Raw genomic sequence first — 26,906 nt, forward strand, 5'->3', positions numbered from 1 at the left:
CTTTCGGCCTAGGTGAGCCTGCGGCCGCAGTGCGGCCACGGACTCGCGCCCCGCTGCACGTAGAGCTTCTTCGCCCGGTACGTCTGTTCCGCGGCGGGCGCGTCCTGGGGGCGGCCGCTGCCCCCGAGGCTCTGCCAGGTCCGTACGTCGAACTGGTAGAGGCCGCCGTACGTGCCCGAGGGGTCGGTGGCCGAGGGGCGGCCGCCCGACTCGCACTGGGCGAGGGCCCCCCAGTTGAGGCCGTCCGCGCCGGAGACGGAGGTCGGCAGCGGCTTCGTACCGACCTTGACGAGTTGGGTGACGGGCTCGCGGACGGTCTCCTCCGCGATGCGGCGGGGCTTCTGCCGGACCCCGTTGACGGTGCGCAGGCTGTAGGTGACCCGGCGGGCCCCGGGCCGGCCGGCCCGCTCGACGACCTCGGTGCCGGCGAAGAGGGTGTCGTCCCTGACCTTCTCCGTCGCGTACGGGATGCGCTCCTCGCGGACCTCGCGGGTGCCGGTGATGCGCAGCACGGTGATGGTCTGGCCGTCGCGGGGGAAGTCGGTGGGCGGTACGGAGGTGGTGTCCTGGCCGTGCAGGGCGATGCCGGCCTGGTCGAGGGCCTCCTGGACGGTGGCGGCGTTGGTGCGGATGGTGCGTTCGCGGCCGTCGGCCATGAAGGTGACGCTGCGCTCGGTGCGGACGCTGAGGGCGAGTCCGGCGCGCGGGACGGGCGCGGTGCGCGGTGCGGAGAGGTAGGCGCCTTCGGCGCGGATGCCGAACTGGCGCAGCGCGCCCTCGACGGTGCGGGCGGTGGTCCACACCTGGCGCTGCTGTCCGTCGAGGGTCAGGCGCAGGGGGCGGCCGTAGCGGACGACGATCTGTTCCCCGTCGTCGAGGGCTTCGCCGGGGGCGGGGGCGACGAGGTCGTGGGGGCCGACATCAAGGCCTTCGGAGGCGAGCAGTTCGTCGACGTCGTCGGCGAAGGTGTGCAGGGTGCGCGGGACCCCGTCGACGGTGAGCCGTACCGACTTGTCGGCGGCGACGAACGCGGTGGTGCCGCCGGCGAGGAAGGCGACGACCAGGGCCTGGGGGACCATCCGCCGCCAGTTCCCTCCGGGGGCGGGCTCGGGTGCGGCTGCGGCCCGCCGGCGGCCGGTGCCCGGTCCGGCGGGGGTCAGCAGGGCGGCGGGCGCCCCGCTGCGGCGGCGGCCGGTCCCCGGCGGGGCCGCGGTGCCCGCCGTCTCGGCCGGCGCGCCGCGCCGCCGCCCGGACCCCGGCGGGGGCTGCCCGGGGGCCGGGCTGCGGCCGGGACCGTTCGGGTCGTCCTCCGGCGCGGGTCCCGCGGCGGCCTGGCCGCGGGCCCGGCGGCGGGAGGGGCGGTGGTCGGCGCGCGGGGCGGGGACGCCGGGCCCGGGGTCCGCGGCGGCGGCGCCGGCGCCGGCGGGCCAGCCCGGGAGGGTGGGTTCGTACGCCCCCGGAACGGGACCGCCACGGCGGTGACTGCCCTGTGTATCGCTCACGACGCTCGCTCCACTGGTGTTCCGCCGCCCGCTGGTTCGGGCACGGCACCTTAGCGGAGGAGTCGTCACACACCAAAGCCGGACCGCTACACAGCGTGTCGTCGGCCGGGGGTGGCCGTCAGGCGGTCAGTAGGCGAAGGCGCGCGCCGTGTTGGCCGCCAGCGCGGTGGCCATCGCGTCCTCGCCGATGCCGCGGACCGCCGCCATCGCCCGGACCGTCAGCGGAATGAGGTACGGGGCGTTGGGCCGTCCGCGGTACGGCGCCGGGGTCAGGTACGGGGCGTCCGTCTCGACGAGCACCAGCTCCAGCGGGGCCACGGCCAGGGCCTCGCGCAGCGGGGCCGCGTTCTTGAAGGTGACCGTTCCGGCGAAGGACAGGTAGTAGCCGGCGGCGGCGCACTCCCGGGCCATGTCGGCGTCCCCGGAGTAGCAGTGGAAGACGGTGCGCTCGGGCGCGCCTTCCTCCCGCAGGATGCGCAGCACGTCCGCGTGGGCGTCGCGGTCGTGGATCACCAGGGCCTTGCCCTGGCGCTTGGCGATCTCGATGTGGGCGCGGAAGGAACGCTCCTGCGCGGCCATTCCCTCCGGCCCGGTGCGGAAGTAGTCCAGTCCGGTCTCGCCGACCGCCTTGACGTGGTCCAGCGCGGCCAGGGCCTCGATCTCGGCCAGGGCCTCGTCGAGCGCGGCCTGCCCGCCGCCGGTCCTGGCGCCCTGGCGGGACCAGCCGTCGGGGTCTCCGTGGACGATCCGGGGGGCCTCGTTCGGGTGCAGGGCCACGGCCGCGTGGACGTTCGCGTACACGGCGGCCGTCTCGGCGGCCCAGCGGGAGCCCTTCACGTCGCAGCCGACCTGGACGACCGTGGTCACGCCCACCGACGCGGCCTTCGCGAGGCCTTCCTCGACGGTGCCGGACTGCATGTCCAGGTGGGTGTGCGAGTCCGCCACCGGCACCCGGAGCGGTTCGGGCAGCGGCGGCGGCGCGTCCTTGGAGGCTTTGGAGGACGAGGCTGGCGGAGTGCTCATACGGCCGATCTTATGACCGGCGAAGGATCCCCAGCAGGCGGGAGAGGAGGCCCGGGTTCTTCTCGGCCTCGTCGATGGCGACGGGCCCGGGGGCGTCGTGCGTAGGGGGCGTCTTGTGCGGCTTGGGCGGCCGGGGGACGTTCGCGCCGGCCGGGACGGGTCCGGCGATCCCCGGGGCGATGCGGTGGTGGTAGAGCTGGTCGAGCATGCCGAGGACCGAGGAGACCTGTCCGGCGCGCATGATCCGGACCACGTGGCCGCCGCAGTTGTGGCAGGTCGGGTTGGACAGCGGGGACGGCACCCGCTCGCCGGCGACCTTGTACATGATGAACGGCTCGCCCTTGCCGTCCACGTGGTGCTCTATGGCGTAGGCCTGCTCCCAGGCGTACGCGCACCTCATGCAGGCGAAGGAGTACGCCTCGTGCACCGTCTGCACCGGGGCGCCGACGGGGGTGCCGGGCGCCCCGGGCGCGGTGACGGTTGCCGGGGTGTCAGCGATCTCACTCATGCCAGCTCCTCTTGTTCCACTGGTGCCATGGCCAGTGGACGCCTCTTCGGGCGGGAGCGCATCAGTCCCTGTCCAGTGTTGGACGGACCTTGGGCGACTCATGCCCAAAGCGCCCGGCGCGCGGTCTGAGCTTTGCTTTTCAGGTTAGCCCTTTACCGATTTACGGCACCTTTTGTGCCGCGTTCTTTGCCGCCACGACGGCATCGAACACCTCGCGCTTGGGTACTCCGGCCTCGGCGGCGACCGCGGCGATGGCCTCCTTGCGCCGCTCCCCCGCCTCCTCGCGCACCCGCACCCTGCGCACCAGCTCCTCGTCGTCCACGTCGCCGGGCGCTGCCGCCGGGGCACCTTCCACGACGATGGTGATCTCCCCTCGGACGCCCTCGGCGGCCCAGGCCGCCAGCTCGCCGAGCCCGCCGCGCTTGACCTCCTCGTACGTCTTGGTCAGCTCCCGGCACACGGCGGCGCGGCGCTCGGCGCCGAAGACCTCGGCCATGGCCGCCAGGGTGTCGTCGAGCCGGTGCGGGGCCTCGAAGTAGACGAGCGTGCGCCGCTCGGCCTCGACCTCGCGGAGCCGGCCGAGGCGCTCGCCCGCCTTGCGCGGCAGGAACCCCTCGAAGCAGAAGCGGTCCACCGGCAGTCCGGACATGGCCAGCGCGGTGAGCACCGCGGACGGCCCGGGGACGGCGGTCACCTTGATGTCCTTCTCCACGGCGGCGGCGACCAGCCGGTAGCCGGGGTCGGACACCGAGGGCATGCCGGCGTCGGTGACCAGCAGGACCCGCTTGCCGTCCTGGAGGGCCTCGACCAGCTCGGGGGTGCGCGCGGACTCGTTGCCCTCGAAGTACGACAGGACGCGCCCGGTGGTGTGCACGCCCAGGCCCTGGGTCAGCCGGCGCAGCCGCCGGGTGTCCTCGGCGGCGATCACGTCGGCCCGCTCCAGCTCGGCCGCGAGCCGCGGCGGGGCGTCCGTGAGGTCGCCGATGGGGGTGCCGGCGAGTACGAGGACTCCCGGCGCGGAGGTGGGCTGGGGGCCGGGCTCGGTACCGCGGGGCTGGTCAGTGGTCACCGGCCCATCCTCTCAGTCCCGCCCGGTCGCGCGCCCGTACGCCCCCGCTGCTGGGGTTCCCACAGATCCGTTCCCTACGATGTGCCGGTGACCAAGACCGCGATGCCGCCGCCCAGCCCCGCGGGGGCCCCGCCCGCCCCGCCGGCGGGACGCGAAGAAGAGCCGTCCACCTGGCTGCGCCGGCTGCGCGCCTTCGGCTATGCGCCGCGCGGCGCCGGCGGGGCGGGGCGCGGTGACGTGCGCAGCCGCCTGGTGCCCCCGTACGCCCAGCCGTCCCCCCAGCTGTGGATGACCTTCGGGCTGCCGCAGCAGGTGTGGGGGACCTGGCAGCGGATCCTGTCGTGGGTGGGGCCGCTGCTGGTGGCGCTCGTCGCCGGGGCGCTGCGGTTCGTGCACCTGGGCAGCCCGAAGGCGGTGATATTCGACGAGACGTACTACGCCAAGGACGCCTGGGCCACGATCAAGCAGGGCTACGAGGCGAGCTGGCCCAAGGACGTCGACAAGTCGATCCTGGCCGACCCCGGGTCGGTGCCCCTCCCGCTGGACCCGGGCTACGTCGTGCACCCGCCCGTCGGCAAGTGGGTCATCGGGCTCGGCGAGTGGATGTTCGGGCTCACCCCCTTCGGCTGGCGGTTCATGACCGCCGTGCTCGGCACCCTGTCCGTGTTCATGCTGTGCCGGATCGGGCGGCGCCTGTTCCGCTCGACGTTCCTGGGCTGCCTGGCGGGGGCGCTGCTCGCGGTGGACGGCCTGCACCTGGTGATGAGCCGTACCGCGCTGCTCGACCTGGTGCTGATGTTCTTCGTGCTCGCCGCGTTCGGGGCGCTGCTCATCGACCGGGACAAGGCCCGGGCCCGGCTCGCGGACGCGCTGCCGGTGGACGACGAGGGCCGGACCCGGCCCGACGTGAAGATCGCTGAGAGGCTGCGGCTGGGCCGGCGCCCGTACCGGATCCTGGCGGGGGTCTGTCTGGGTCTGGCCGCGGGCACGAAGTGGAACGGCTTCGTCGTCCTGGCGTTCTTCGGCATCCTCACCGTGCTGTGGGACGCCGCCGCGCGGCGCACGGCGGGCGCGGGCGCTCCGTACGCGGCGATGCTGCGCCGCGACGCGCTGCCCGGGTTCCTGTCGACGGTGCCGGTCGCCGTGGTGACGTACGTGGCTTCGTGGTCGGGCTGGATCTTCAGCCCGGACAACGGCAAGGGCGGCTACCTGCGCGACTGGGCCGCCAAGCACGACCAGGGCAGCGCGCTGTCGTTCCTCCCGGAGTGGCTGCGCAGCCTGTGGCACTACGAGACCGAGGTGTACAAGTTTCACGTCGGCCTGACCTCGGGGCACACCTACGAGTCGAACCCGTGGAGCTGGCTGGTGCTGGGCCGGCCCGTCTCGTACTTCTACGAGTCCCCGGAGCCCGGCACCGACGGCTGCCCGGCGACGGAGGCCGGCAAGTGCGCCCGCGAGGTGCTGGCGCTGGGCACTCCGCTGCTGTGGTGGGCGGGCTGCTTCGCGCTGCTGTACGTGCTGTGGCGGTGGTTCTTCCGCCGCGACTGGCGTGCGGGCGCGATCGCGTGCGCGCTGGGCGCGGGTCTGCTGCCCTGGTTCAACTACCAGGAGCGGACCATCTTCTTCTTCTACGCCGTGGTCTTCGTCCCGTACCTGTGCCTGGCGGTGGCGATGATGATCGGGGCCCTGCTGGGCCCGGCCGGATCGAGCGAACGGCGGCGGACGCTGGGCGCGATCGGGGCGGGGGTGCTGGTCCTGCTGATCGTGTGGAACTTCATCTACTTCTGGCCGATCTTCACGGGCCAGACCCTGCCGATGGACGCGTGGCGGGCCAGGATGTGGCTGGACACCTGGGTGTAGCGGGCCCGGAACGACGGCCCCGGCGCGTGCGCGCCGGGGCCGTCGTCATGCGGTGGGCATGCGGAGGTCATGCGGAGATCAGGAGGTCCAGGATCTGGTCCGCGCTCCAGTGGCCGGCCGCGCCCGGGCACCGTACGAGGTACTCGGCGATGGACCGCTCGTCCCAGGCCGCGGCTTCCAGCAGGCCCGCCGCCAGGTACTTCACGTACGCGGCGGACGGTGTGACCCAGTCCACGTCGTGCATGACCCAGGGTGCGGTGAAGGTCAGCACCGGGATGCCGTCCAGGACGCCGGAGCAGATCAGCGTCTCGTACCGGCCCGGCCCCCACTCGTCGCGTCCCGACCGCAGGACCTCGGTCAGGTCGAAGTCGGTCCCGGGCTCCCGGTACATCTCCTGGGCGGCGATGTCGGAGAACTGCTGGGCCGTCACCAGGTGGGCGCGGGCCCGGGTGCGGCCCGGCGCCGCCGGGTCGTAGAAGCCGCGGCCGCCCGTCCAGACGGGGGACTCCGTGGCGAAGTACAGGCGCCCCGGCAGCTCGACCGGCACCGACCGCGCCGGCGCGCGGCGGTCGCGGCAGCCGGGGTAGCGGCGTGCGGCGCCCGGCGGGGTGCCTCCGGCGAGGTAGCAGGCGAGCCGGTCCCGGTGCATGTTCGAGGCGTAGGACGTGTACCAGACCAGTTCGGGCGCGGCCGCGTCGATGCGGGCCGCTTCCACCGTGCGAACGATGTTCATCGGGCGATCTATACCGCCTGGCCGCCGTCCGGCCGCCGTCCGGCCGCCTTTCACCCCTCCTTTTCAGCCATCGATGTTCCGGTCCGGTAACAAACGAGTGGGGAGAGAGTGGCGCAGCGTAATGTCTGCGCCACAGGTTCTTTGAACACGTTCAGAGAACGGGGTTCCGGGGGAGGGACTGAAGAAGTGAACGGGGCAGCGAAGGGCGCCATCGTCGGCGGGGTATTCCTCGCATTGGTCGGCGGCGCCGGATACGGGGTGTACGCCCTGGTCGGGGACGCCGGCGAGGACGGAACGGCGGGCTCCAAGAGCGACACCGGCGTCCAGTCGCAGAAGGGCAGCGGCCCCGTCACCGACAAGGAGACCGCCGCGACCGCGAAGGCGTTCCTGGCCGCGTGGGCCGCCGGGGACGATCGGGCGGCCGCGGACCTGACGAACAACGCGCAGGCCGCGCAGACCGCCGTGGCCGATTACAAGGCCAGGGCGCACGTGTCCAAGGCGGTGATCACGCCGGGTACGCCGAACGGCACGACCGTGCCGTTCACGGTCCAGGCGGAGATCACGTACGAGGGCACGACCAAGCCCCTCGCGTACGACTCCCAGCTGACCGTGGTGCGCGGCCTGAGCAGCGGAAAGCCGCTGGTCGACTGGCAGGCCTCGGTGATCCACCCGCAGCTGCAGAAGGACGAGAAGCTGCGCGCGGGCACCCCGGCGAACCCGCCGGTCAAGGCCGTCGACCGCAACGGTGTGGAGCTGACCGCGGAGAAGTACCCCTCGCTGCGCCCCGTCCTGGACCAGCTGCGCGAGACGTACGGGGCCAAGACGGGCGGCAAGGCGGGCGCCGAGGTCTGGATCGAGCCGGCGGTGCAGGGCGCTCCGAAGCGGACGCTGCTGACCCTGGTCGAGGGGGAGCCGAGCGTCCTCAAGACGTACCTGGACGCGAAGGTCCAGGCGGCGGCCGAGCAGGCGGTCGCCACGTTCCCCGAGGCCTCGGTGGTCGCCGTCAAACCGAGCAACGGGCACATCCTGGCCGTCGCGAACCACCGCAAGGACGGCTTCAACGCGGCGATGGCGGGCAACCGGGCGCCCGGCTCCACGATGAAGATCGTGACGGGGGCGATGCTGCTGGACCGCGGCCTGGTCGCCGCCGACAAGCCGGCGGAGTGCCCGAAGGAGGTGTCCTGGGGCGGCCGGCCCTTCCACAACCTGAAGAACTTCGATCTGCCGGCGGGCACCAGCTTCGCGACCTCGTTCGCCAAATCCTGCAACACCGCCTTCATCAAGCAGATCAAGCCCGTCGACGACGACTCCGCGCTGCCGAAGGAGGCCACGGAGGTCTTCGGCATCGGGCTGGACTGGAAGACGGGTATCAAGTCCACCGACGGCAAGGTCCCGCCCGCGACGGGTGCGGCCGCGGCCGCCGCGTACATCGGGCAGGGCCAGATCACCATGAACCCGCTCAACGTCGCGTCCATCACGGCGACCGCCCGCACGGGCGTCTTCCGCCAGCCGCTGCTGGTCTCCCCGGAGCTCGACGGCCGCACCATCGCGACGGCGCAGCGCCGCATGAAGCCCTCGGTGCAGCAGCAGCTGGTCTCGATGATGAAGCTGACGGCGGCCAGCGGCACGGGCCGTGAGGCGATGTCCTCGGTCCGCGGCTCGGACAAGGGCGCGAAGACCGGCTCCGCGGAGGTCGACGGCGCGGGCAGCCCCGACAGCTGGTTCACGGGCTTCAGCGGCGACCTCGCCGCGGCGGCCATGGTCGAAGCCGGCGGCCACGGCGGCGACGCGGCGGGCCCGATCGTGGCGTCGGTCCTGAACGCGGGCTGAGGCCGGGGCCGGCCGCGCCGTAGCGGGCGCGTGGCCCCGCCGACCGCTCTTTTCCCGGCAGGCGGACCGCTCTTCGGCGTGTCTGCGGGGTTCCGTTTCCGGCGGGCGGTACGGGTGGCCGGGGGCTGGTGCCGAGGGTCGAGAGCGGGAGTCGGTTGTGGCGATGGTCGGGCTGTTCTGGGTCACTCCGGACGCGGTGTACGTCGGTTCGCCGCCCGCCGCCGGCGGGAGCTGCGTGCGGCTGGGCGCGGACGGGCTGGAGGCCTTCGACCTCGACGGCTCCCGCATGTGGGCGTGGGAAGGGCTGCGTTCCGCGGTCGTGGACGACGTGCCCATCGAGGGTCCGGCGGGCCGCGCACCCAAGTTCCTCGGGGCGGTGCTCTCGGCCGCGGTCGGCACCTTCCTCGGGGAGGGGCCGCCCGAGATGACGCTGCGGCTGGAGACGGAGTACGGGCCGGAGGCGGTGACGGTGTACTCGGCGGCGGCCGGCGGGTACGGCGCGGAGGAGGCAGCGCTCTCGCAGGACCTGCTCGCCCGCTTCGTGGCCGGAACCGCCGATCCGCGGGCGGTCGAGGCGTGGGGTCGCGAGCACGCCCCCGAGGGCACCCCGAAGCCGCACGTGCGGGAGTCCTTGCTGCGTGGCTGGGCGGCGGCGTGAGCCGCAAACCGCTCCCTGGCCGTGCCGCGCGGCGATAGCGTCGCCGTATGACGACCTCCACGCACCCCCTGTTCGCCGAGGCCCTGGCCGGGCTGGGGCTCGAGCTCTCCGTCCGGGCCTTTCCCGAAGGGACCCGTACCGCGGCCGACGCGGCCGCCGCGATCGGCTGCGAGCTCAGCCAGATCGTGAAGTCGCTGGTCTTCGCCGCGGACGGGGTCCCGGTGCTGGTCCTGATGGACGGGGCCTCGCGGGTCGACGCGGAGGCCGTGCGCCGGGAGCTCGGGGCGGAGGAGGTCACCCGGGCGGATGCCGCACTGGTGCGCGAAACGACGGGCTACGCCATCGGCGGGGTCCCGCCCTTCGGGCACCGCACCCGCACCCGGGTGCTCGCCGACCGGCGGCTGCTCGGCCACGACGTGGTCTGGGCCGCCGCCGGCACCCCGCACACCGTGTTCCCCATGCGGCCGGAGGAGCTCGTCGAATACGCCGGGGCCACCCTCGCCGACGTACGGGAGACCGCCCACTGACCCCACCGCACCCGCCCCCGACGGACGGAGTCCGGCGCAGCGACGCGAAGCCGGAGAGGCCCGCCAGGGCCGAGCCGTGCGAGCGGCACGTCGGGAAAGGGGCCGCCGGGGCCACCCTCGCCGACGTACGGGACGAGCCTCAGGCCAGGGACGCGCGCAGGGCCCGTACCAGGGCCTGGGCACGGGGGTCGGCGGTGACCGACTTGGCGTGGGCGTTGGTGACGTAGCCGAAGCCGATGCCCGCCTCCGGGTCCGCGAAGGCCAGGGAGCCGCCGCGGCCCGGGTGGCCGAAGGAGGCGGGCGAGAGCAGCGGCGAGGCCGGGCCGTGCAGCATGTAGCCGGGGCCGAAGCGGGTGTTGACCACCAGGACCCGGTCCGGGCCGGCCGAGAGTTCCTGGCCGGCGAGGGCGGTGGTGGCCGGGGTGAAGATCCGCGCCCCGTCCTCCACCACGCCGACGGTGGCCGCGTAGAAGCGGGCCAGGGCGCGGGCCGTGCCGATACCGTTCGAGGCCGGCAGCTCGGCCGCCCGGTAGGCGGGGTCGTTCTCGTCCGGCAGGGGGTCGATGGCGGCGAAGGCGCGGCGGGTGAGGGAGTCCGGGTCGGCGTAGGCCTCGGAAACGTTTCGCCTCGGCCGGGTCTTGAGCATGCCCGCGCTCTCCGGCGGGTCGACCGGCGCCACCCGGCCCACCCGGTGGACCTCGTCCTCCGGCAGGCCGATCCAGAAGTCCAGGCCCAGCGGCTCGGCGATCTCCTCCGCCAGGATCCCGCCGACGGTGCGCCCCGTGGCCCGCAGCACCAGCTCGGACAGCAGCCAGCTGTAGGTCTGCGCGTGGTAGCCGTGCGCGGTGCCGGGCTCCCAGAACGGCTGCTGCGCGGCGACCGCGCGCGGTCCGGTGACCCCGTCCGCGGCCTGGGCCGCGGTCAGCCCGCGATCCAGCGCGGGAACGCCCGCCCGGTGCGCGAGCAGGTCGCGGACCAGGACCCGGTCCTTGCCGCCCGCCTTGAACTCCGGCCAGTACGAGCCCACCGGCGCGTCCAGGTCCAGCAGGCCCCGCTGGTGCAGCAGCAGGGGTACGGCGGCGGCCACCCCCTTGGTGGCGGAGCGGACGATCTGCGCGGTGCCGGCGGTCCACGGCTCTGTGCCGTTCGCGTCCCTGGTGCCGCCCCACAGGTCCACGACCTTGCGGCCGTCCCGGTACACGGCCACGGCCGCGCCCCGGTCCCCGAGCACCTCGAAATTGCGTACGAACGCGTCTCTGACGGGCTCGAAGCCCTCCGTCACCACACCCTGGATGTCCACGCGCAGTCCAACAACCTCCGACCGGTGCTTATGCCACCGATACGGAACGCGGGTCGAAGCCGAAGGGCAGCTCCAGGCGGTGGGCCCGCATGAGCTCCTCGTCGCACAGCAGGTCCTGGGTCCGGCCGTCGGCGGCGATCACGCCCTCGCTCAGGATGACCGAGCGCGGGCACAGCTCCAGCGCGTACGGGAGGTCGTGGGTCACCATCAGCACCGTCACGTCGAGCGCGCGCAGGATGTCCGCGAGTTCGCGCCGCGAGGCCGGGTCCAGGTTGGAGGAGGGCTCGTCGAGGACCAGGATCTCGGGCCGCATGGCCAGTACGGTCGCCACCGCGACCCGGCGGCGCTGCCCGAAGGACAGGTGGTGCGGGGGCCGGTCGGCGAAGCCGGCCATGCCGACCTGCTCCAGCGCGTCCCGGACGCGTTCCTCCAGCTCGGCGCCGCGCATCCCGGCCGCGGCCGGGCCGAAGGCCACGTCCTCCCGGACGGTCGGCATGAAGAGCTGGTCGTCGGGGTCCTGGAAGACGATCCCGACCCGGCGCCGGATCTCGGCGAAGTTGCCCTTCTCCACCGGCATCCCGGCCACCCGCACGGAGCCGGCCCCGCCGGCCAGGATGCCGTTGAGGTGCAGGACGAGGGTGGTCTTGCCGGCGCCGTTCGGCCCGAGGAGGGCCACCCGCTCACCCTGCCCGACGGTCAGGTCGACCCCGAAGAGGGCCTGGTGCCCGTCGGGGTAGGCGTAGGCGAGGCCGGAGACCTCGAGGGAGGGGGAGGGAAGGGCGTTCACAGGGTCCATCCCATCAGACAGACGGCGAGGGCCGTCACCGGGAGCGCGGCCGCGTACGCCCACTGCGTGCGCGAGGCCGCCGCTTCGTCGATCACCGGCATGGAACCGGCGTAGCCGCGGCTGACCATCGCCAGGTAGACCCGCTCGCCGCGCTCGTAGGAGCGGATGAACAGCGCGCCCGCCGTCTTGGCCAGCACCCCCCAGTGCCGGATCCCGCGCGCCTCGAACCCGCGCGAGCGCCGTGCGATGGACATCCGCCGCAGCTCGCCGGTGATCACGTCCCCGTACCGGATCATGAACGAGGCGATCTGTACCAGCAGCGGCGGCAGCTTCAGCCGCTGGAGGCCCAGCAGCAGTGCCCGCAGCTCCGTCGTGGAGGCGAGGAGTACGGAGGCGGCGACGCCAAGGGTGCCCTTGGCGAGCACGTTCCAGGCGCCCCACAGTCCGGAGACGCTGAGCGAGAGGCCCAGTACGTCCACCCGCTCGCCCTCGGCCACGAAGGGCATCAGCACGGCGAAGGCCACGAACGGGATCTCGATCAGCAGCCGCTTCAGCAGGAAGCCGGCCGGGACCCGGGCGGCGGCCGTGACGGCGGCGAGCAGGACGGCGTAGGCGCCGAAGGCCCACACCGCCTCGCGCGGGGTGGAGACCACGACCACCACGAAGGCGAAGGTCGCCGCGAGCTTGCAGTGCGGCGGCAGCGCGTGCACCAGTGAGTGCCCGTGCCGGTAGAGCCGGTGGGCGTGGCCCGCACCCATCTCAGGCCGCCGGGGCCTGGGCGGGGGCGGCCTGCTCGTCCGTACGGCGGCGGCGGACCACCCAGAAGACGCCCGTGCCGACGGCGACGGTCGCCCCGACGCCGAGGGCGCCCGCGAGGCCGCCGGAGAGGCGGGCGTCGGCGACGTCCTTGACGGCGTAGTCGGCGAGCGGGGAGCCGGCGGCCGCGTGCTCCTCGACCGTGGCGTCGATGCCCTGGTCGGCGGCGACCTTCTCCAGGCCGTCGGGGCTGGCGGAGGCGTAGAAGGAGACGAACCCGGCCAGGGCCAGGGCGGTGACGAGGCCGGTGGCCCACACCTTGGTGGTGGAGCGGGCCGCGGCCGGAGCGGGGGCGGGGGCGGCGGCCGGGGCGTCGACGAGCACGCCGCCGACGCGCAGCTTCAGCGGGGCGGCCAGTCCGCGCGCCCCGTGCACCAGGTCGGGCCGTACGGCGATCACGGCGCCGACGGTGGCCGCGGTGATGGCGGCCTCGCCGATGCCGATGAGCACGTGCACGCCGACCATCGCGGTGAGCACCTTGCCGAGGGAGACGTCGGTGGTGCCGCCGATCGCGTAGAGCGCGGTGAAGGCGGCGGCCGCGCCGGGCACCGAGAGCAGGGCTCCGGCGAAGGCGGCGACGGTCACCGAGCGGCGGGTCGCGGGCAGCACCTTGAGGAGCCCGCGGAAGACCGCGTAGGAGAGGACGACGGTGACGACGCCCATGACGGTGATGTTGACGCCGAGGGCGGTCAGGCCGCCGTCGGCGAAGAGGATGCCCTGCATGAGCAGGACCACGGACACGCACAGCACGCCCGTATAGGGGCCGACGAGTATCGCCGCGAGGGCGCCGCCCAGCAGGTGCCCGCTGGTGCCGGCGGCGACGGGGAAGTTCAGCATCTGCACGGCGAAGATGAAGGCGGCGACGAGGCCGGCCAGCGGCGCCGTCCGCTCTCCCCCTGGGCCTCCGGCCTGGGAGGTGCCCCCAAGCTCCCGCCGGGCTCCGCGGAGGCACACGGCGACGGCGGCGGCTGCCGCCACTCCGGCGGCCACCGATACGGGTGCATTGATGAATCCGTCGGGCACATGCATGGAGTGGCTCCGCTTCTCACACCGTCTTCTTACACCGTCTTTAACCGTTCAAGAATAGTGCCCAGTTGCAAACGATTGGCAAGAGCGTCTGCATCACAAATAGATCCGTGCGGATTCGTGTGAGTATGCGAGGCTTGAGGACAACGGACGCATATGGCCCGAATAAGAGGAGCCTTGTCGTGTCAGCCACCGCCGAGAATCCCCCCGCGAGCGCCACCGCGAGCGCCACCGCCACCGCGACCGCCACCGCCACCGCGATCGCCGTCGAGGAGCGCGTCACCGCGCGCGTGATCAGCGACGATCCGCTCTACCGGAAGGTCCCGGTGGCCCTGCGCTTCGCCGCGTCCGAGCCGCTGGCCGTGCGGATCGTCTTCCCCGCGGGCCTGTCCCCCGAGGGCACCGACAACGAGTGGGTCTTCCCCCGCGCCCTCCTCGAGGCGGGCCTCCAGGCCCCGACCGGCACCGGGGACGTACGCATTTGGCCGTGCGGCCGCGTCCAGGCCGTCGTGGAGTTCCACTCCCCCGACGGCGTCGCCGTGGTCCAGTTCGACATCGCCGCCCTGCGCCGCTTCCTGCGCCGTACGTACACCGCCGCCACCCGTTAGGCGCAACGCGACGGGCCCCGTACCGCCTGGTGTTCAGGCGGTACGGGGCCGGGGTGTTCAGCCGTACGGAGAACCCGTACGCGCCGGGGTCAGGCGCTGACCAGCTCGCGGTCCTTGTCCGGGCCCTCCGAGGTGTCCGACGCGCCCGCGAGGTGCTTGCGCAGGCTCTCGCCCTCCACGTCGACGTTCGGCAGCAGCCGGTCCAGCCAGCGCGGCAGCCACCAGGCCTTGTGGCCGAGCAGCGCCAGCACCGCCGGGACGATGGCCATCCGGACCACGAAGGCGTCGAAGAAGACGGCGACGGCCAGGCCGAAGCCGATCATCTTGACCATCTGCTCGCTGGCCCCGATGAAGCCCGCGAACACCGCGATCATGATGACGGCGGCGGCCACCACCACCCGCGCGCTGTACTGGAAGCCGGTCACCACCGCCTGGCCCGGGCGCTCGCCGTGGACGTACGCCTCCCGCATCCGGGTGACGAGGAAGACCTCGTAGTCCATGGCCAGACCGAAGACCACGCCCACCATGAAGATCGGCATCATCGACATGATCGGGCCGGTCTGCTCCACGCCGAAGAGCGAGCCGAGCCAGCCCCACTGGAAGACCGCGACGACCGCGCCGAGGGCGGCGACCACCGAGAGCAGGAAGCCGAGGGCCGCCTTGAGCGGGACGAGGATCGAGCGGAACACCAGCATCAGCAGCAGGAACGCGAGGCCGACCACGAGCGCCAGGTAGGGCAGCAGCGCGTCGTTCATCTTCTGCGAGAAGTCGATGTTCATCGCGGTGGCGCCGGTGACCATGACGTCGTCCCCGCTGCCGTCGCGGATGGTGTGGACCAGGTCCTCCGTCTGCGTGGAGGACGGGCGGTCCTTCGGGACGACCGTGATCACCGAGGCGTCCCCGGCCTCGTTGGGCATCGGCGGCATGACCGCGGCCACGCCCTCCAGGCCCTTGATCCGGTCCACGGTCTTGTCGGCGAGCGCCTTGTCGCCGTCGACGACGACCATCAGCGGGCCGTTGAAGCCCGGGCCGAACCCGTCGGACAGCAGGTCGTACGCCTGGCGCTGGGTGGTGGAGACCGGCTGGGCGCCGTCGTCCGGCAGGCCCATCTCCAGCTTGCTCGCCGGGATGGCGATGATGCCGAGGCCGATCACACCGGCCAGCAGGACCATGACCGGGCGGCGCAGGACGAAGCGGGCCCAGCGGGTGCCGCCGTTGGGCTTCTTCTCGAGGTCCGCGGCGGAGGACGCGTTGCGCGCGCCCTTGCCGAACAGCTTGCTCTTCTCGCCCGCCGGCAGGACCTTCTTGCCCGCGAAGCCCAGGATGGCCGGGACGAGCGTGAGGGCGACCAGCACCGCGATGACCACGGTTCCGGCGGCCGCGAAGCCCATCTTGGTCAGCATCGGGATGTTGACGACGGCCAGGCCCACCAGGGCGATGACCACGGTCAGACCGGCGAAGACGACGGCGGAGCCGGCGGTTCCGGCGGCCCGGCCGGCGGCCTCGTCCCGCTCGCGGCCCTCGGCGAGCTCCGCGCGGTAGCGGGAGACGATGAAGAGGGCGTAGTCGATGCCGACCGCGAGGCCGATCATCATCGCGAGGGTGGAGGTGGTGTTGCCGAGGTCCAGCACGTTGGCGAGCGCGGTGATGGAGGAGACGCCGATGCCCACGCCGATCAGCGCGGTCAGCAGCGGCAGCCCGGCCGCGATCAGCGAGCCGAAGGTGATGACGAGGACGACCGCGGCGACCGCGATGCCGATGATCTCACCGGAACCGGTCTCGGGGGCCGCCATCAGCGCGTCGCCGCCGATCTCGACGGTGAGGCCCTTCGCCTGGGCGTCCTTGCCGGACTCCTTCAGCGCGTCGCGGGTCGCGTCGGTCAGCTCCATGCCGCTGACCTTGTACTTGGCGCTGATGTAGGCGATGGAGCCGTCCTGGCTCACGGCCTGGCTCTGGTACGGGTCGGCGACCGAGGAGATCTGGTCCTTGCCCGGACCGGACTTCAGGTCCTCGACGATCTTCTCGACCTGGGCCTTGGGCTCCGGGTCGGTGACCTTGGCGCCGGCCGGGGCCTTGATGACGATCCGGGCGGTGGCGCCGTCGGCGGCCATTCCGGGGAACTTCTCGTCCAGCACGTCGAAGGCCTTCTGGGCCTCCGTGCCGGGTATCGAGAACGAGCCTGAGGTGGGTGCGGACGCCGATGCCGCGCCGAATCCGGCGGCGAACAGCAGCGCCACCCAGATGAGGGCGACGAGGCCGCGGCGCCGGAAGGCGCCCCGGCCGAGGCGGTAGAGGAAGGTGGCCACGTCGGTGGTTCTCCCGTTCGGGTCGTGGGATGGATCCGGTGCGGATCAGGGCATGGGGAGCCGGCCCGACGACGAGAGCGGCGTGTCAGGAACAGCAGGCGGTGCAGCGGGGACGGGGCGTGGCGGGGCGGGGCGGGGAGTTCAGACGCCGAGGGCGGGGAAGACCACGGCGTCGATGAAGTGGCCGAGGAAGTCCCGGTCCACCGGGCGGTCCTCGATCAGCGGGAGCGCGATGAACGCCCCGATGAGCATGTGCGGTACGAAGTCCAGTGCCGGGCAGTCCGGGCGGATCTCGCCCCGGTCCACCGCGCGCCGGAGCATCGCCTGGAGGCCGTTGATCTCGGGGTCGACCAGCAGGTCCCGCAGGGCCTTGTGGAGCTCCGGGCTCTCGTGGACGGCATGGGCCAGACCCCGCATCAGGGCGGTGTCCTTGGCCATCTGCGCGTCGTCGGAGCACTCGACCATGCGCGCGAAGTCCGTGCGCAGGCTGCCCGTGTCGATTTCCCGCAGCGAGACGGGCTGCGTGCATCGCAGGGCCTTGGCGACCAGCTCGGGCTTGCTCCCCCACTGGCGGTAGAGGGTGGCCTTGCTGGACTTGGTGCGGGCGGCGACCGCGTCCATGGTCAGCGCCTCGTAGCCCACTTCGCGGAGCAGGTCCAGGACCGCTCCGTGGAGTTCGGCTTCCCGCTCGGGGGTGATCCGGCTGCGCCGGGCCGCCATCGCCTCGGTCATCTCCGTGCCTCCCGTCCGAGCGCGCCTCTTATCGAAACGAACGTGTTCCGTACGTGTACGACGATACCCCGGCCCCCAACGAAACGAAACCGTTCCGTTTCGATCCGGGGGGTGGCATGGATCACCTGTACGAGTTGCCGGTGCCCCCCTGCGCGGAAAGCATTGGGGGGTGAGTCACGACGTCGCGTACCTCCGCTTCCCGCACCTGCACGACGACCTCCTGTGCTTCGCCACCGAGGACGATCTTTGGGTGGCGCCCTTGGTTCCCCCTGGAGCTCCGGTCGGCCGCGCCTGGCGGATCACCGTCGACCGGACCCGGGTCAGCCACCCGCGCTTCTCCCCGGACGGACGGCACATCGCCTTCACCACCTGGCGCACGCTCGACCCCGAAATCCACCTCGTCCCCGTCGACGGGGGCCCGGCCCGCCAGCTCAGCCACTGGGGGTCCATCGACACCCGGGTCTGCGGCTGGGACCCGGACGGCAACGTCCTGGCGGTCTCCTCGCACGGCCAGCCGTTCTCCTACTTCGCCTGGGCCTACAAGCTGCCCACGGACGGCAGCCCCGGCGGCCGCCTGCCCTGGGGCCCCTGCTCCGACATCCAGGTCGCCGACATCGGCGGAGAGCACCGCACCCTCCTGCTGACCGGCAAGCCGCCCCACGAGCCCGCCGCGTGGAAGCGCTACCGCGGCGGCGCCACCGGCCGGCTGTGGCTGCACGGCGAGCAGTTGCTGGAGGACGTCGAGGGGCACCTCGACTCCCCGATGTTCGTCGGCGGCCGGATCGCCTTCCTCTCCGACCACGAGGGCATCGGCAACCTCTACTCCTGCCTGCCCGACGGCACCGACCTGCGCCGGCACACCGACCACGAGGAGTTCTACGCCCGGCACGCCTCCAGCGACGGCACCCGGATCGTCTACCAGTGCGCCGGGGACATCTGGCTCGTGGAGTCCCTGGCTCCCGACGCCCTCCCGCGCCGGCTCGACGTCCGGCTCGGCGGGCCGCGCGCCGGCCGCCGCAGCTACCAGGTACCGGCCGCCAGCCACGTCGACTCGCTGTCCGTCGACACCACCGGCCGGGCCAGCGCGGTCGTCGTACGCGGCAGCCTGTACTGGCTGACCCACCGCGACGGCCCGGCCCGCACCATCGCCGACACCCCGGGCGTACGGGTGCGGCTGCCCGAGATGCTCGGCAGCAGCGGGCAGGTCGCGTACGTGACCGACGCCGAGGGCGAGGACGCCATCGAGATCGCCTACCTGCCGCGGGCCTCCGGGGACCGGGAGCCGCGCCGGCTGGCCTCGGGCGAGCTGGGGCGCGTGACCGAGCTCCTGTCGGACCCGGACGGGGACCGGCTCGCCATCGCCTCCCACGACGGGCGGCTGCTCCTGATCAACGTGTCCGAACAAGCGGCCGACGCCGCGGATACGGAGGAGTCCGAAGGCGAGGTCACCGAGCTGATCCGGTCCATCAACGGGCCCGTCACCGACCTGGCGTTCTCTCCCGACGGGGCCTGGCTGACCTGGTCGCACCCGGGCATCGGCCGGTCGCTGCGGCAGATCAAGATGGCCCGGATCGCCGGCCCGGGCGCGCGGATCGTCGTGGACGTCACCAACGGCCGCTTCGAGGACGAGAATCCGGTCTTCACCCGGGACGGCCGCTACCTGGCCTTCCTGTCGTGGCGCGGCTTCGACCCGGTGTACGACGTGCACACCGGAGACCTGTCCTTCCCGCTGGGCTGCCGCCCCTACCTGGTGCCGCTCTCCTCCGCGACCCCCTCGCCGTTCGCCCTGTCCGCCGAAGGGCGCCCGGCGGCCGGCGGGCTCGACCCCGGCGAGGGCGAGCCGGACACCGGCGACGGCGCGGTGACCGTGGAGGTGGAGGGCCTGGAGAGCCGGGTCACGCCCTTCCCGGTGACCGCGTCGAAGTACTCGGCCCTCTACCCCGTGCACGGCGGCGGACTGGTGTGGCTGCGCTGGCCGATCTCGGGCGCGCTCGGCGAGACCTTCGCCAACCCGGCCGACATCAGCGGCAAGCCGACGCTGGAGCACTTCGACCTCACCAAGGCCCGCAAGACCGAACTCGCCTCGGGGCTGGACTGGTTCGCGGTCAGCGGCGACGGCACCCGGCTCGTGATCAACGACGACGGCGACCTGCGGGCGGTCCCGGCCACCGAGTCGGGCGACAGCGACTCGACCGTCTACCTGGACCTGCGGCGCATCCTGCACGAGGTGGACCCGGCGGCGGAGTGGCGCCAGGCCTTCGAGGAGGCCGGGCGGATCATCCGCGCGTACTTCTGGGAGCCCAAGATGTGCGGCATCGACTGGGACGGCGTCCTGCGCCAGTACCGCCCCCTGGTCGAACGGGTCGCCTCACCGGACGAGTTCGGCGACCTGCTGCGCGAGGTCCTCGGTGAACTGGGCACCTCCCACGCGTACGTCGCCGCCTCGCGCCGCAACGAGGGCCCCCCGCACTACCAGCGGGCGATCGGACTGCTCGGCGCCAACTTCGTGCCCCGGGACGGCGGATGGGTGCTCAGCCGGATCCTGCCCGGCGAGTCCTCCGACTCCAAGGCTCGCTCCCCGCTGGCCGGCACCGGCATCCGGGAGGGCGCCCTGCTCACCCACGTGGACGGGCGCCCGGTGGACCCGGTCAGCGGCCCCTACCCGCTGCTGGCGGGGGCCGGCGGCACCACCGTGGAGCTGACCTTCCAGCCCGCGGAGGGCGAGGGCCCCTCCCGCCGGGTGGCCGTCGTACCGCTGATCGACGAGCGGCCGCTGCGCTACCAGGACTGGGTGTCCAAGCGGCGCGCGGTGGTGCGCGAGCTCAGCGGCGGCCGGTGCGGCTACCTGCACATCCCCGACATGGGCGGGTCGGGCTGGGCCCAGTTCAACCGCGATCTGCGGATGGAGATGTCCCGGCCCGCGCTCATCGTGGACGTACGCGGCAACGCGGGCGGGCACATCAGCGAGCTGGTGGTGGAGAAGCTGACCCGCTCCATCCTCGGCTGGGACCTCACGCGCAACGCCCAGCCGGTCTCGTACGCCTCCAACGCGCCCCGCGGTCCGATCGTGGCGCTCGCCGACGAGGCGACCTCCTCGGACGGGGACATGATCACCGCGGCCATCAAACTGCTCGGGCTGGGCCCGGTGGTGGGCCAGCGCACCTGGGGCGGGGTGGTCGGCATGACCGGCCGGCACACCCTCGGCGACGGCACGGTGATCACGGTGCCGATGAACGCCGCCTGGTTCCCGGAGTACGGCTGGTCGGTGGAGAACCACGGGGTGGAACCGGACCTCGCGATCCTGCGCACCCCCCTCGACTGGGCGGAGGGTCGGCACGCGCAGCTGGACGACGCCGTGCACCTGGCGCTGGAACTGCTGGAGCAGGACCCGGCCGCGGTGCCGCCCGGCTACACGGACGTACCGGACCTGCGGCGTCCGAAGCTGCCGCCGCGGCCGTAGGCAGCCGGCGCAACCGCCGCCGGCGAGGGCATGCGGAAGGGGCGCGACCGGATGGTCGCGCCCCTTCGGCCGATCGGATCAGGCGTCCCAGTTCTCGTCGAACTCGTCGCGGGCCCTGTCGGCGGGCGGCCGCTTGGCCTGCGGCTGCTGCGGCTGCTGCGGCTGCCTGGCCTGCGGCTGCTGCGGCTGCTTCTTCTCCCTCAGCTGCCGGGAGCGCTCGGACGCCTCGTCCTGCACGCCCTTCGCGGCCTGGGAGGCCTTGCCCTTGAGTTCCTGCGCCTTTTCGTTGAACTGGTCCTTGATGCCCATGCTTTTCACTCCATGAGGGGTGTTGGTGGTGGGGCCTCGACCAGATTGGCATGGGCGGACAAAGGACGCATTTCGATCAGTTACTCTGCGTGCGCTCCCGCTCGTCCGCGGCCCCGCCGGCCCCCACCAGCCCCTTCGACACACCGGCCAGCCGCGGCTCGAACCGCTTCATCTCCCGCGCGCCGACCGTCGCGATGATGCCCGGCAGGTAGCCGCGGGTGCCCTGCATGCCGCGCAGCCACCACTGCGCGTACACGTGCGCCGAGCGCCGCTCGATGCCCGCGACGATCCGGTCGACGGCCGGGCCCAGCGGGTACGTGCGGTTCGAGGGCCACGGCAGCCGCCGGCGCAGCTCCCGCATGACCTCGTCCTGGTCGGCCCCGCGCACCATGTCGGTGTCGGTCCAGGAGAGGTAGCCGACGCCCACCTTGACGCCCTTGTGGCCGACCTCGGCGCGCAGGCAGTGGGCGAAGGCCTCGACACCGGACTTGGAGGCGCAGTAGGCGCTCATCATCGGCGCCGGGGTGATCGCCGCGAGCGAGGCGATCTGGAGGAAGTAGCCGCGGCTCTCGGTCAGCACCGGCAGGAAGGCGCGGGCGGTGACGGCCCCGCCGATGAGGTTGACCTCGATCACCCGGCGCCAGGCGTCGGGGTCGGAGTCGGCGAACGGCCCGCCGGAGGCCACGCCCGCGTTGGCCACGACGATGTCGACCTTGCCGAAGCGCTGCTTGACCTCCTGGGCGACCCGGGCCATGGCCTCGTGGTCGGTGACGTCGGCGTGCCAGTGGTCGCTGTCGGTGTGCAGCCGCTCGGAGACCTCCTTGAGGGCCGCCGGCTCCAGGCCGACGAGCGCGATCTTCGCGCCGCGCGCGGAGAGTTTGCGGGCGAGCAGCTCGCCGACCCCGCGGGCGGCGCCGGTGACGACGGCGACCTGGCCTTCCAGACTCCTGCGTGCGCTCACAGCGACTTCTCCTTCTGGTCGAGGCCGCGCTGTTCCAAGAACTGCGAGGCCAGCTCGCGCACGGCGTTGGCGACGGCCTCCGGGGCCTCGATCGGGGTCATGTGCCCCATGCCGGTGAGCTCGGTGAGGCCCACGCAGTTCGGCAGCGCGGCCGCGAGTCCCCGGGCGTGCACGACGGGCGTGAGCCGGTCGTCCTTGCCCCCGATGACGGCGGTGGGCACCGTCAGCCGGGCCACGTCGGCGTCCAGGTCCAGGCCGGCCAGCACCTCGGACCAGGCGTGCCGGACCCGGGTGGGGCAGGCGTGCACGATACGGGCGCACGCCTCGACCTTCTCGGGAGCCGAACCGGCGCCCATGGTGGCGTACTTGAGGATCCTCCTGGCGACGGGCGTGACCGGGCCGAGCGGGGCCCGGGAGCCGAGGACCGCGCCGGTGAGACGGGTCCGCGCCCGCCCGGGGCGCAGCGGCAGGACCTGCGCCTCCGCGACCAGCCGGGCGCTGCCGGTGCTGCACAGCAGCGCGGCCGCGGCGTGCTCGGCGAACTCCGGCCGGGCGGCCGCCGCCATGATCGTCATGCCGCCCATGGAGTGCCCGGCGACGACCGCCCGCTCCCCGGGGGCCAGGGCGGCCTTGAACACGGCCACCAGGTCGTCGGCGAGGGCGGTGGTGCTGTGGGTCAGGGCGGCGGGGCTGCGGCCGTGGCCGCGCTGGTCGTAGGCGATGACCCTGTGGTCCTCGGCCAGGTCCCGTATCTGCGCGGCCCAGAAGGCGGTGGAGCAGGTCCAGCCGTGCGCCAGCACCACGGCCGGCGCGCCCTCGTCCCCGTGCACCTCGACGTGCAGCCGGGCGCCGTCGGCGGATTCGGCGACGAGCTCGCGCCGCGCGGCGGGCGGAGCGTACGGCCCGGCGGTGACGTGCGTCAGCCGGCTCACGCGGCGTCCTCCACCTTGTCAGCCGCGCCAGTGGCAACTTCGGCTCCGTCTCCAGCCCCGCCGGCGTTTGAGGCGCGGGGGTCCGGGGGCAGCGCCCCCGCGGCGGCCGGGACCGGCTCGCGCTCACGCTCACGCACCCGCACGACCTCGTACTCGGCCAGGTCGACCTGCCGGGTCTCGCGGCGGAACTCACCCGTGGTGCCGGGCCAGACGGTGGTGTTGCGCCCCTGGGCATCGAGGTACCAGCTGGTGCAGCCCCCGGTGTTCCACACCGTCCGCTCCATCCGTGCCTGGACCTGCCGGTTCCACTTGTTCACGGCCGAGGGCCGGGCCGCCAGCGCGACCTTCCCGCCCAGCATGCCCAGCTGCCGCAGGTAATCCGCCATGTAGTTGAGCTGCGACTCGATCATCAGGATCATCGAGCTGTTCCCGAGTCCGGTGTTCGGGCCGATGATCGTCATCCAGTTGGGGAAGCCGGCCGCGGTGGCCCCGCGCAGCGACTGCATCCCGTCCTTCCACTCCTCCGCGAGGGTCTTGCCCTCCGCGCCCACCACCCGGTCGGCGATCGGCATGTCCGTGACGTGGAAGCCGGTGCCGAAGACGATCGCGTCGGCCTCGGTCTGCGTCCCGTCGGCGGCGACCAGGACCGAGCCCCGGATCTCCTTCAGCCCGGAGGCGACGAGGTCCACGTTGGGCCGCGCCAGCGCCGGGTAGTACTCGCTGGAGAGCAGGATCCGCTTGCAGCCGATCCGGTAGGAGGGCGTCAGCTTGGCGCGCAGTGCCGGGTCCTTGATCGAGCGGGCCATGTTGGCCTTGGCGAGCGATTCGATGAGCCCGAGCTGGTTCGGCCGCTTGGTGAAGGCGCTGACCTGCAGTTCCCGGATGCCCCACAGCAGGCCGCGGCGCGCCGCCCGGGTGAAGGGCAGCTGGCGGTGCAGCCAGCGCTCCACGGCGGTGATGGCCCGGTCCGTGCGCGGCATCACCCACGGCGGGGTCCGCTGGAAGAGGGTCAGCCGCTCCACGTCGGGCGCGATGGCGGGCACGATCTGGATGGCGGAGGCGCCGGTGCCGATCATGGCGACGCGCTTGCCGGCGAGGTCGTAGTCGTGGTCCCAGCGCGCGGAGTGGAAGACCTTGCCGGGGAACCCGGAGAGCCCCGGGACCTCCGGCATCTTCGGGTCGGACAGCGGCCCGGTCGCCGAGACCACGACGTCGGCGGTGAGCGTTCCGGCCGAGGTCTCGATCTCCCAGCGCAGCTCGTCCGCGTCCCAGCGCATCATCAGGACCTCGTGGCCGAGCCGGATGTGGCGGCGCAGCCCGAAGGTGTCGGCGACGTGCTCGAGGTACGCGCGGATGGCGGGCTGCCCGGAGAAGGTCCGGGGCCAGTCCGGATTGGGCGCGAAGGAGAAGGAGTACAGGTGCGAGGGGACGTCGCACGCGCACCCCGGATAGCTGTTGTCGCGCCAGGTCCCGCCGACCGAGTCCGCGCGCTCCAGCACGACGAAGTCCGTGATCCCCTCGCGCCGCAGCCGCACGGCCGCGCCGAGCCCGCCGAATCCCGACCCGATCACCGCCACGCGTACGTGCTCACGTTTCGTGATGTCGCCGCCGCCCATGCCGCCCATGCCCGCCGCCTTCCCATCCACATCCGCATCCACAACGCTGCCAGCAATCACTGGCACAATCGGGAGAGTAGAGCAGCCCCGTACTCATGGGTAGGGGTCGCGCTCGGAAAGTTACCGCCAGTACGCCATAGGCTTCGGACGTGGCGGAGAGGGAAGCAGGAGCGACAGTGCGCGAATACCGTACGGAGGAACTGGCCGAGGCGGCCGGCATCCCGGTCCGCACCCTGCGCTTCTACCGCGAGCGCAAACTGCTCCCGCCGCCGCGCCGCGAGGGCCGCATCGCCTGGTACGACGACCACCACCTGGCCCGGCTGCGGACCATCGCCGCCCTGCTGGAGCGCGGCCACACCCTCGGCGGCATCGCCGAGCTGACCGCCGCCTTCGAGAGCGGCCGCGACGTCAGCCAGCTCGGCGAGCTGCTCGGCATCGGCTGGTCGGAGGAGACCCCCGTCCGGCTGACCCCCGAGGCGCTGGCCGACTACTTCGAGGGCGAGGTCACCCCCGAGAACCTGGCGGCCTCGCTCGCCCTCGGCTACCTCGCCACCGACGGCGACGAGATCGTGCACGTCAGCCGCCGCCTGCTGGACGTCTCCTCGGCCCTGGTCCGCGAGGGTGTACCCCTGGCGGCCGTCCTGGAGACGGGCCGCCGCGTCCGCGAGCACGCGGACGCGATGGCGGCCCTGTTCACCGAGCTGATCTCGGCCCACCTCACCGAGGACGCCCTGCCCCGCCTGCGCCCGCTGGCCAAGAGCGTGGTCGAGGCCGAACTGACGATGGCGATGGACCGCCTGCTGGCGTCCGGCTCCGGTCATACCCCGAGTTCGTAGACCACCGTCACCGGCGCGTGGTCGGACCAGCGCTCCGGGTGCGTCTCGGCCCGCTCCACGAACGCCTTCACGGCCTTCGCCGCCAGGCCCGGAGTGGCGACCTGGAGGTCGATCCGCCAGCCGGCGTCGTTGTCGAAGGCCCGCCCGCGGTAGGACCACCAGGAGTACGGGCCCTCGGTGTCGGGGTGCAGCTCGCGCACCACGTCCACGTACCCGGCCTCGTCGTAGACCTTGCCGAGCCACTCCCGCTCCTCGGGCAGGAAGCCGGCGTTCTTCCGGTTCGTCTTCCAGTTCTTGAGGTCGGCTTCCCGGTGGCAGATGTTCCAGTCCCCGCAGACCACGACCTCGCGCCCGTCCGCGGCGGCCCGCGCCCGCAGGGCCTGGAGGTAGACGTGGAACTCCGCCATGAAGCGGTACTTCTCCTCCTGCTTCTGCGTCCCGGCCTCACCGGAGGGCAGGTAGAGGCTGGCGACGGTCACACCGGGCAGGTCGATCTCGAGGTACCGCCCGCTGGCGTCGAACTCGTCACTCCCGAACCCCACCTGCACGCGCTCGGGCGCGCGCCGCGTGTACAGCGCGACCCCGGCCCGCCCCTTGACGGCGGCGGGCGCGAACACGGTGTGCCAGCCCGCGGGACTGCGCACCTCGTCCGGGATCTGCCCCTCCTCGGCCCGTACCTCCTGAAGGCACACCACGTCGGCGTCGGATCCCTCGAGCCACGCCCCGAAGCCCTTCTTGGCGGCAGCGCGGATCCCATTCACATTCACGGAGGTCACGATGAGCATCCCCGCACCATAGCGGCACGGTTCCGTACGATGTTCTGATGTCTCACGGGATCCAGCTCCAGCCAGTGCCGTACGACCACCCGGACGCGGTCAAACTCAGTGACCAGGTCCAGCTGGAGTACCAGGCGCGGTACAACGACGACGAGGGCGACGCCACCTTCCTCGACCCGGCCATGTTCACCCCGCCGCAGGGCCTCTACCTGCTGGCGTACGACGCCGCGGGCGCGCCGGTCGCCAGCGGCGGGTGGCGCAGCCAGGACCGGAACGAGGAGGGCTACGCGGACGGCGACGCCGAGCTGAAGCGCATGTACGTCATCCCGGAAGCCCGCGGCCTGGGCCTGGCCCGCCGGATCCTGGCCGCCCTGGAGGACGACGCCCGCGCCGCGGGCCGCACCCGGATGGTCCTGGAGACGGGCGACCAGCAGCCGGAGGCGATAGCCCTCTACCTGTCCTCGGGCTACACCCTGTCCGCCAAGTTCGGCCACTACCGCTTCCACGACTCCAGCCGCTGCATGACAAAACCCCTCCACTCCCCTTCTTGACACACCCCCCGCACCGCTCGCCCCTAAAAACCCCGACCCCCATCCAGCCCCGCCGGCGCTCGAGGCACGGGGCCTGGGGCGGAACCCGAGCCCCATCCAGCCCCGCCGGCGCTTGAGGCGCGGGGCCTGGGGCGGAGCCCCAGCAACCGACCCGCACACACCCCACCAGCCCGAGCCCCC

Annotated in this window: 24 protein-coding genes; 8 read left to right on the forward strand and 16 right to left on the reverse strand. The window is 72.9% G+C overall.

Annotation, left to right across the window (positions count from 1 at the left end):
• Window positions 1-8: 8 nt before the first annotated feature.
• The 4 genes from ACZ6I1_RS05425 to rsmI form a co-directional block, all read right to left on the reverse strand.
• Entirely contained in the window at window positions 9-1,502 is a 1,494-nt protein-coding gene (locus ACZ6I1_RS05425; protein ID WP_469283354.1) for a ubiquitin-like domain-containing protein, read from the reverse strand.
• 126 nt (window positions 1,503-1,628) lie between these two features.
• Entirely contained in the window at window positions 1,629-2,525 is an 897-nt protein-coding gene (locus ACZ6I1_RS05430) for a TatD family hydrolase (protein WP_469283356.1), read from the reverse strand.
• Between the two features lie 10 nt (window positions 2,526-2,535).
• Window positions 2,536-3,033, reverse strand: a complete 498-nt coding sequence (locus ACZ6I1_RS05435) for a hypothetical protein (protein WP_469283357.1) — start codon at window positions 3,031-3,033, stop codon at window positions 2,536-2,538.
• Between the two features lie 160 nt (window positions 3,034-3,193).
• On the reverse strand, window positions 3,194-4,102 hold the full coding sequence (rsmI, locus tag ACZ6I1_RS05440) for a 16S rRNA (cytidine(1402)-2'-O)-methyltransferase (RefSeq protein WP_469283360.1): 909 nt from the start codon (window positions 4,100-4,102) through the stop codon (window positions 3,194-3,196).
• A gap of 87 nt (window positions 4,103-4,189) precedes the next feature.
• Here rsmI and ACZ6I1_RS05445 point away from each other — a divergent pair, with 87 nt between their 5' ends.
• Window positions 4,190-5,962 (forward strand): dolichyl-phosphate-mannose--protein mannosyltransferase, encoded by a 1,773-nt coding sequence (locus ACZ6I1_RS05445; protein WP_469283362.1) that lies wholly within the window; start codon window positions 4,190-4,192, stop codon window positions 5,960-5,962.
• A 67-nt stretch (window positions 5,963-6,029) separates the two neighbouring features.
• On the opposite strand, the gene ACZ6I1_RS05450 is transcribed toward ACZ6I1_RS05445, so the two are convergent.
• The gene (locus ACZ6I1_RS05450) at window positions 6,030-6,695 is read right to left on the reverse strand and encodes a histone deacetylase (RefSeq protein WP_469283364.1); all 666 of its coding nucleotides are present in this window, start codon (window positions 6,693-6,695) and stop codon (window positions 6,030-6,032) included.
• Between the two features lie 186 nt (window positions 6,696-6,881).
• Between ACZ6I1_RS05450 and ACZ6I1_RS05455 the strand changes: the two genes are divergently transcribed.
• From ACZ6I1_RS05455 to ACZ6I1_RS05465, 3 genes are all read left to right on the forward strand, one after another.
• Window positions 6,882-8,525, forward strand: coding sequence for a penicillin-binding transpeptidase domain-containing protein (locus ACZ6I1_RS05455; protein ID WP_469283366.1), 1,644 nt, complete (start codon window positions 6,882-6,884; stop codon window positions 8,523-8,525).
• A 157-nt stretch (window positions 8,526-8,682) separates the two neighbouring features.
• The gene (locus tag ACZ6I1_RS05460) at window positions 8,683-9,183 is read left to right on the forward strand and encodes a hypothetical protein (RefSeq protein WP_469283369.1); all 501 of its coding nucleotides are present in this window, start codon (window positions 8,683-8,685) and stop codon (window positions 9,181-9,183) included.
• 47 nt (window positions 9,184-9,230) lie between these two features.
• Complete coding sequence (locus ACZ6I1_RS05465; protein WP_469283371.1) at window positions 9,231-9,710, forward strand: YbaK/EbsC family protein; 480 nt, start codon at window positions 9,231-9,233, stop codon at window positions 9,708-9,710.
• 139 nt (window positions 9,711-9,849) lie between these two features.
• Here ACZ6I1_RS05465 and ACZ6I1_RS05470 read toward each other — a convergent pair whose 3' ends face one another.
• The 4 genes from ACZ6I1_RS05470 to ACZ6I1_RS05485 are packed head-to-tail and all read right to left on the reverse strand — an operon-like array spanning window position 9,850 to window position 13,642.
• On the reverse strand, window positions 9,850-11,016 hold the full coding sequence (locus ACZ6I1_RS05470) for a serine hydrolase domain-containing protein (protein WP_469283814.1): 1,167 nt from the start codon (window positions 11,014-11,016) through the stop codon (window positions 9,850-9,852).
• A gap of 22 nt (window positions 11,017-11,038) precedes the next feature.
• Window positions 11,039-11,806, reverse strand: coding sequence for an energy-coupling factor ABC transporter ATP-binding protein (locus ACZ6I1_RS05475; protein ID WP_469283372.1), 768 nt, complete (start codon window positions 11,804-11,806; stop codon window positions 11,039-11,041).
• Window positions 11,794-12,555: a cobalt ECF transporter T component CbiQ gene (gene cbiQ, locus ACZ6I1_RS05480; RefSeq protein ID WP_469283374.1), complete on the reverse strand. Its 762-nt coding sequence runs from the start codon at window positions 12,553-12,555 to the stop codon at window positions 11,794-11,796. Before cbiQ ends, ACZ6I1_RS05475 begins: the two co-directional genes overlap by 13 nt.
• 1 nt (window position 12,556) lies before the next feature.
• A complete protein-coding gene (locus ACZ6I1_RS05485) occupies window positions 12,557-13,642 on the reverse strand; it encodes an energy-coupling factor ABC transporter permease (RefSeq protein WP_469283376.1) in 1,086 nt (361 codons plus the stop codon).
• 179 nt (window positions 13,643-13,821) lie between these two features.
• Here ACZ6I1_RS05485 and ACZ6I1_RS05490 point away from each other — a divergent pair, with 179 nt between their 5' ends.
• Window positions 13,822-14,247, forward strand: coding sequence for an SsgA family sporulation/cell division regulator (locus ACZ6I1_RS05490; RefSeq protein WP_469283378.1), 426 nt, complete (start codon window positions 13,822-13,824; stop codon window positions 14,245-14,247).
• An 89-nt stretch (window positions 14,248-14,336) separates the two neighbouring features.
• Here ACZ6I1_RS05490 and ACZ6I1_RS05495 read toward each other — a convergent pair whose 3' ends face one another.
• The gene (locus ACZ6I1_RS05495; protein WP_469283380.1) at window positions 14,337-16,553 is read right to left on the reverse strand and encodes an MMPL family transporter; all 2,217 of its coding nucleotides are present in this window, start codon (window positions 16,551-16,553) and stop codon (window positions 14,337-14,339) included.
• A gap of 141 nt (window positions 16,554-16,694) precedes the next feature.
• On the reverse strand, window positions 16,695-17,285 hold the full coding sequence (locus tag ACZ6I1_RS05500) for a TetR/AcrR family transcriptional regulator (RefSeq protein ID WP_469283381.1): 591 nt from the start codon (window positions 17,283-17,285) through the stop codon (window positions 16,695-16,697).
• Window positions 17,286-17,454: 169 nt separating this feature from the next.
• Here ACZ6I1_RS05500 and ACZ6I1_RS05505 point away from each other — a divergent pair, with 169 nt between their 5' ends.
• The gene (locus ACZ6I1_RS05505; protein WP_469283383.1) at window positions 17,455-20,745 is read left to right on the forward strand and encodes a S41 family peptidase; all 3,291 of its coding nucleotides are present in this window, start codon (window positions 17,455-17,457) and stop codon (window positions 20,743-20,745) included.
• A 78-nt stretch (window positions 20,746-20,823) separates the two neighbouring features.
• Here the strand turns inward: ACZ6I1_RS05505 and ACZ6I1_RS05510 are convergent, their stop codons facing one another.
• The 4 genes from ACZ6I1_RS05510 to ACZ6I1_RS05525 all read right to left on the reverse strand — a co-directional run bounded on the left by ACZ6I1_RS05510 (window position 20,824) and on the right by ACZ6I1_RS05525 (window position 24,548).
• Complete coding sequence (locus ACZ6I1_RS05510; RefSeq protein ID WP_469283385.1) at window positions 20,824-21,054, reverse strand: hypothetical protein; 231 nt, start codon at window positions 21,052-21,054, stop codon at window positions 20,824-20,826.
• Between the two features lie 76 nt (window positions 21,055-21,130).
• Window positions 21,131-22,015, reverse strand: coding sequence for an SDR family oxidoreductase (locus ACZ6I1_RS05515; protein ID WP_469283387.1), 885 nt, complete (start codon window positions 22,013-22,015; stop codon window positions 21,131-21,133).
• A complete protein-coding gene (locus ACZ6I1_RS05520) occupies window positions 22,012-22,947 on the reverse strand; it encodes an alpha/beta fold hydrolase (protein ID WP_469283389.1) in 936 nt (311 codons plus the stop codon). The genes ACZ6I1_RS05515 and ACZ6I1_RS05520 overlap by 4 nt, the downstream gene beginning before the upstream one ends.
• Window positions 22,944-24,548 (reverse strand): flavin-containing monooxygenase, encoded by a 1,605-nt coding sequence (locus ACZ6I1_RS05525; RefSeq protein ID WP_469283816.1) that lies wholly within the window; start codon window positions 24,546-24,548, stop codon window positions 22,944-22,946. The genes ACZ6I1_RS05520 and ACZ6I1_RS05525 overlap by 4 nt, the downstream gene beginning before the upstream one ends.
• Window positions 24,549-24,739: 191 nt before the next feature.
• Here ACZ6I1_RS05525 and ACZ6I1_RS05530 point away from each other — a divergent pair, with 191 nt between their 5' ends.
• Window positions 24,740-25,399, forward strand: a complete 660-nt coding sequence (locus tag ACZ6I1_RS05530; RefSeq protein ID WP_469283391.1) for a MerR family transcriptional regulator — start codon at window positions 24,740-24,742, stop codon at window positions 25,397-25,399.
• Here the strand turns inward: ACZ6I1_RS05530 and ACZ6I1_RS05535 are convergent.
• Window positions 25,381-26,184, reverse strand: coding sequence for an exodeoxyribonuclease III (locus ACZ6I1_RS05535; RefSeq protein ID WP_469283393.1), 804 nt, complete (start codon window positions 26,182-26,184; stop codon window positions 25,381-25,383). The two genes, ACZ6I1_RS05530 and ACZ6I1_RS05535, sit on opposite strands and share 19 nt — an antisense overlap.
• 38 nt (window positions 26,185-26,222) lie before the next feature.
• On the opposite strand from ACZ6I1_RS05535, the gene ACZ6I1_RS05540 reads away from it, so the two are divergent.
• On the forward strand, window positions 26,223-26,726 hold the full coding sequence (locus ACZ6I1_RS05540; protein WP_469283394.1) for a GNAT family N-acetyltransferase: 504 nt from the start codon (window positions 26,223-26,225) through the stop codon (window positions 26,724-26,726).
• Window positions 26,727-26,906: the final 180 nt, after the last annotated feature.

Source organism: Streptomyces sp. NPDC046303, assembly GCF_055588085.1.

Bases quoted from the DNA above. Each gene is read 5' to 3' on its own strand.
- ACZ6I1_RS05465 (WP_469283371.1), top strand. From the start codon at position 9,231: ATGACGACCTCCACGCACCCCCTGTTCGCCGAGGCCCTGGCCGGGCTG.
- ACZ6I1_RS05485 (WP_469283376.1), bottom strand. From the start codon at position 13,642: ATGCATGTGCCCGACGGATTCATCAATGCACCCGTATCGGTGGCCGCC.
- ACZ6I1_RS05450 (WP_469283364.1), bottom strand. From the start codon at position 6,695: ATGAACATCGTTCGCACGGTGGAAGCGGCCCGCATCGACGCGGCCGCG.
- ACZ6I1_RS05435 (WP_469283357.1), bottom strand. From the start codon at position 3,033: ATGAGTGAGATCGCTGACACCCCGGCAACCGTCACCGCGCCCGGGGCG.
- ACZ6I1_RS05430 (WP_469283356.1), bottom strand. From the start codon at position 2,525: ATGAGCACTCCGCCAGCCTCGTCCTCCAAAGCCTCCAAGGACGCGCCG.
- ACZ6I1_RS05500 (WP_469283381.1), bottom strand. From the start codon at position 17,285: ATGACCGAGGCGATGGCGGCCCGGCGCAGCCGGATCACCCCCGAGCGG.
- ACZ6I1_RS05535 (WP_469283393.1), bottom strand. From the start codon at position 26,184: ATGCTCATCGTGACCTCCGTGAATGTGAATGGGATCCGCGCTGCCGCC.
- ACZ6I1_RS05510 (WP_469283385.1), bottom strand. From the start codon at position 21,054: ATGGGCATCAAGGACCAGTTCAACGAAAAGGCGCAGGAACTCAAGGGC.
- cbiQ (WP_469283374.1), bottom strand. From the start codon at position 12,555: ATGGGTGCGGGCCACGCCCACCGGCTCTACCGGCACGGGCACTCACTG.
- ACZ6I1_RS05475 (WP_469283372.1), bottom strand. From the start codon at position 11,806: ATGGACCCTGTGAACGCCCTTCCCTCCCCCTCCCTCGAGGTCTCCGGC.
- ACZ6I1_RS05540 (WP_469283394.1), top strand. From the start codon at position 26,223: ATGTCTCACGGGATCCAGCTCCAGCCAGTGCCGTACGACCACCCGGAC.